Origin of the sequence: Butyricicoccus sp. (genome assembly GCF_050872565.1) — a bacterium.
In the GTDB taxonomy this organism is placed as follows: Bacteria; Bacillota; Clostridia; order Oscillospirales; family Butyricicoccaceae; genus Butyricicoccus_A.
In genome coordinates, this window is the sequence record NZ_JBNMHC010000167.1 from 1 (window position 1) to 4815 (window position 4815).

Sequence of the window (4815 nt, forward strand, 5' to 3'; positions counted from 1 at the left end):
GATACTGTGCCGTCATCGCCGATGACAAGGGACAGAGACTTCACATATTTCTGATAGAACTGATGCTTTTCTGTGTCTGACATCACAGCGCGTGTCGAGGTGTACAGATGATCCATCATATCCGTCACATTTAAATCAATGTGTTGCGCCAGATACTGCTTCATTTCCGTCAACATGGCGGTCAATTTAATATCCTTGCCGGAGCCGGAATAAAAATCATCAATATAGCAGTAAAAGATTCCGCTGTCATCCAGTGCTTCTTTGAGCTTGCCGCTGCATTTTTCGTGTTCGACCATGACGAGAAAGCGTGCTTCTTTTAGCGTGCTGATTACGCTCCAATAATCCGAATCGCTGGCGACGATAACAAACGAATCCACATGATTGGCGTAAAATTCGCGCACGACATTGGCGGTCATATGGGTGTCAACGAGAGACTTATCTTCTTTCAGTCGGGCAACTTCGATGCGTTCGATAGGAATATCTGTGTGTTCCTGCAATACCTTCCAAGCCGAAGAGGTGTGTACATCATCAAACAACATGATTTTCGAGATTTTATCGCGCAGATAATCTTCGAGATTGTTGAGCGTCGCACACAAATCGTAGGGATCGGAGTTTTCGCAGTCAACAACAATGACGGTATCGCGGCTTTCAGACAAAAAGTCATAAATATTGTTTTTTACCGAATTGTCCACGTTGGATACCTTGTTGAGGTCGGAAAAATCGTCCTCATGCCAGCGATACAGAAGCGTAACAAACTTCTTGTCGTTGTACAAAATATTTCCGTCATTCTGGAAGAAAACCCAATTGATGTACATTTGATACGGATAGCATTCAAACGATGCATAATAGGTATCAGATGCCAGTTTTGTACCCGGCTCTGTCAAGCCGTCCGGCATAATAAATATGTCTTTGACATATCTCCATTCCAGCCAAAGCGGAAACAGATTTTTGCAGTTATTGATTCGGTCAGAGATATATTTGTTGATGTCAACGATATACTGAGCCAAGCGTGTATTTTTCTTTAATAGATTGATGCCCCAATTGCTCAGTTCATGAATACATTCTACAGGGATGTATTCTTTCAGGGAAGATAACAACCGATAATTGTGAAAAACCTCTTGATTGATGCGTTTAAAGTGGCGAATAATTGCGGTTCGCACCATACATAGATCGCGGATGATGCAGGCGTTGCGATTGAATTTTAATTTTTGATATATTTCTATATCCGGGGATTCATGTACATTTTCAAAAATATGCTCTGGGACACCGATTAAAAAAGCAATGGTTGAAATAACGGAATATGTACTGGTAGAGCTTTTTTCGCGATGCATAGGATTAGATATAGGTTCTACGGTAGTTTCAAAATCTTGTGTCATAAGAAGCTTCCTTTCGTGAAAAATTTACAATAGCATTGTAATGATATTGTATCGTATTTTAGATGGATTTTCAATAAACATATGGGAAATTGATATTGACAAGCATATATCATCGTGATAGAATGTGTAGCATACTACAGTTAGGAGGCGAAGGAATGTGTGACTGTGGGCTGTGTGCAGATGATTTGGACTATCTCATCAAGCAAATCAGCGATAAAATGCGGGCAAATGCCGATGCGGCGTTTCGCAAGCATGGATTGACGTTTTCGCAGGTGCATGTGCTGGACTTTGTACTGGCGTGCGGCGGCAGTGCGACGCAAAAAGAGATTGAGATCTATTTGGGCGTCTCGCATCCGACAATCGTCGGTTTGGTATCTCGGTTGGAAAAAGCCGGATTTGTCACCTCGCATATAGACGAGAACAATCGCAGAAATAAAATCGTCTGCGTGACAGAAAAAGCGCGGCAGACGCGGGAGAGCTTGAAAAAAGGACGTCTGGAGACCGAAGAGCGTCTTGCGCAAGCACTGGGACAGTCTGAACGAGAGCTGCTTATGCATTTGCTGGGCCGACTGTATCAAATTTTGTAACCAAAAGAACCGTGTAGAAAGGAGTATTGATCCATGATAAAAATGTTAATGGGCAGCATCCGTCAGTACAAACGTGCTTCACTGCTGTCACCGCTGTTTGTCACGCTGGAAGTCATGCTGGAATGCTTGCTGCCGCTGGTTATGGCGAGCATGATTGATAACATGACAGGAAACAGCATGATGCCGATTATCAAATACGGCATTGCACTGGCAATTATGGCGATGTTGTCGCTGCTGTTTGGCGTGCTGTCCGGCAAATATGCCGCAACGGCATCTTGTGGTTTTGCGAAGAACTTGCGTCAGGACTTATTTTTTAAGATTCAGGGATTTTCCTTCGCTGATATTGACAAATTTTCGTCCTCGTCTTTGGTGACGCGTATGACAACGGATGTCACGAATGTACAGAATGCGTATCAGATGATTATCCGTGTCGCTGTGCGCACCCCGTTGATGCTGATTTTCTCTGTCATTATGGGTATGTCCATCAGCGTGCGCATTTCGCTGATTTTCTTGGCCATGATTCCGATTATCGGCGGCGCACTGCTGGGCATTGCATGGCATGTTTTCCCGATTTTCAAGCGCATCTTTAAAAAATACGACCGCATGAATGAATCGGTACAGGAAAATATCTCCGGCATTCGCGTAGTAAAGTCCTTTGTTCGTGAAGATTATGAACGAGAAAAATTTTACACGCAGTCGGAATCGGTTCGCCGTGATTTTACGCATGTAGAGAAGATTTTGGCACTGAACTCTCCGATTATGATGTTTGGCATTTACGCATGTATGCTGCTCGTCAGCTTGATTGGCGCCAATATCATCATCGCTTCGCACGGCTCAGCACTGACAACCGGCGAGCTTTCTTCGCTCATCAACTATGGCGTGCAGATTTTGGCATCTATGATGATGTTCTCTATGGTGTTCGTCATGTGTATGATGGCAGCAGAGCCGGTACAGCGTATCACCGAAGTGCTGGGACATGAGAGCGTGCTGAAAAATCCGGAGCATGGCAAGACTACGCTGGATGACGGCAGCATTTCTTTTGACCATGTTTCGTTCCGTTATTCGGACAAGAGCAAAAAGTATGCGCTGTCCGACATCAATTTTGATATTCCGTCCGGTAAGACCATCGGTATTATCGGCGGCACCGGTTCGTCGAAGACCTCTTTGATTCAGTTGATTTCTCGTCTTTATGATACCACGGAAGGTAGTGTCCGTGTCGGCGGCGTAGATGTGCGTGAGTACGATTTGGAGTCTCTACGCAGTGAAGTCGCTGTGGTGCTGCAAAAGAATATTTTGTTTTCCGGTACGATTAAAGAGAATTTGCGCTGGGGTGATAAGGACGCCAGTGATGCAGAGCTGGAACGCGTCTGCCGGTTGGCACAGGCGGATGAATTTATTCAGCAGTTCCCGCAGAAATATGATACATATATTGAACGCGGCGGCAGCAATGTCTCCGGCGGTCAGAAGCAACGCCTGTGTATTGCTCGTGCGCTGCTCAAAAAGCCGAAGATTTTGATTTTGGATGACTCGACTTCGGCTGTCGATACCAAGACCGATGCGCTGATTCGCAAGGCATTCCGACAGGAAATTCCGGATACCACCAAGATTATCATCGCACAGCGCATTTCATCCGTAGAAGATGCCGATCAGATCTTTGTCATGGAGGACGGTCAGATTGTTGAGCGCGGTACGCATGACGAGTTGGTAGCACTGGGTGGTATTTACCGCGAAGTATATGATTCCCAGACGAAAAGCAGAGAGGAGGCGTAACCAATGGCAAAGCAGAACAAAAAAAGCAAACGCCCTGCCGTAAAAAAGGGTACATTCGGTCGGCTGTTCCGGTATCTGTTTCAGCACTACGGTCTTCGACTGATTGTCGTTATGATTTGTATTGTCATCAGCGCGGCGGCTTCTGTTGTGGCAACAGTATTTTTGCAGCGTCTGATTGATGAATGTATTGTGCCGGGTATTTCGTCAGGCATGGGAGCGGTACAGAATTTGCTGACGCATATCCTGCTGACCATGATGGCATTTTACATTCTTGGCGTCGTTGCAGCGTTTATTTACAACCGCATTATGGCGACGGTCACACAGGGTACGCTGAAGAATCTGCGTGACGATATGTTTAACGGCATGGAAACGCTGCCGATTAAATACTTTGATACGCATCCGCACGGCGATATTATGAGTACCTATACAAATGATACCGATGCCATTCGTATGCTGATTGGTCAGAGCTTGCCGATGCTTACGCAGTCGGTTCTGTCAGTCCTCGCGATGATTGGCATGATGCTGTATTTCAGTGTATGGCTGACCATTCTCGTATTGATCTTTATCGGCGTTATGCTGACGATTTCTAAGAAGTTTGGCGGTGCCAGTGCCAAGTACATGATGGCACAGCAGCGTTCTCTGGCAACAGAGGAAGGCTTCGTGGAAGAAATCATGAGCGGTCAGAAGGTTGTGCAGGTATTCTGCCATGAGGAAGAGAGCAAGCAGGATTTTGTCAAGCTCAATGAAAAGCTGTTTCGTGACGGCGAAAAGGCAAACCAGTACGGCAATGTGCTCATGCCGATTCTGAACAATTTGGGCAACTTGATGTATGTACTGCTGGCAGTGCTCGGCGGTACACTGGTTGTTTTGCACGCACCGAATGTCAGCTTGACCGGTGTGGACACCATCACGCTTGGCATTATCATTTCTTTCCTCAGCATGACGCGCCAGCTGTCGCAGACCATTGGTCAGGCGTCCATGCAGGTGTCTATGATTGCTATGGGTCTGGCGGGCGCAGGCCGCGTCTTTGAACTGATTGATCAGGTATCCGAAGAAGATGACGGCTATGTGCATCTGGTCAA

Annotated in this window: 4 protein-coding genes; 3 read left to right on the plus strand and 1 reads right to left on the minus strand. The window is 46.0% G+C overall.

The window, feature by feature from the left end:
* Window positions 1–1163 (minus strand): NYN domain-containing protein (locus ACR0P9_RS07715; RefSeq protein WP_432618903.1); only part of this gene is annotated, 1163 nt, incomplete at its 3' end.
* A gap of 368 nt (window positions 1164–1531) precedes the next feature.
* On the opposite strand from ACR0P9_RS07715, the gene ACR0P9_RS07720 reads away from it, so the two are divergent.
* The 3 genes from ACR0P9_RS07720 to ACR0P9_RS07730 all read left to right on the plus strand — a co-directional run.
* The gene (locus tag ACR0P9_RS07720; protein WP_432618905.1) at window positions 1532–1963 is read left to right on the plus strand and encodes a MarR family winged helix-turn-helix transcriptional regulator; all 432 of its coding nucleotides are present in this window, start codon (window positions 1532–1534) and stop codon (window positions 1961–1963) included.
* A gap of 33 nt (window positions 1964–1996) precedes the next feature.
* The gene (locus ACR0P9_RS07725; protein ID WP_432618907.1) at window positions 1997–3733 is read left to right on the plus strand and encodes an ABC transporter ATP-binding protein; all 1737 of its coding nucleotides are present in this window, start codon (window positions 1997–1999) and stop codon (window positions 3731–3733) included.
* A gap of 3 nt (window positions 3734–3736) precedes the next feature.
* Window positions 3737–4815 (plus strand): ABC transporter ATP-binding protein (locus ACR0P9_RS07730; protein ID WP_432618909.1); only part of this gene is annotated, 1079 nt, incomplete at its 3' end.

Excerpts from the sequence above, each read along its gene's own strand:
- ACR0P9_RS07720 (WP_432618905.1), top strand. The coding sequence starts at position 1,532 with ATGTGTGACTGTGGGCTGTGTGCAGATGATTTGGACTATCTCATCAAG.
- ACR0P9_RS07725 (WP_432618907.1), top strand. The coding sequence starts at position 1,997 with ATGATAAAAATGTTAATGGGCAGCATCCGTCAGTACAAACGTGCTTCA.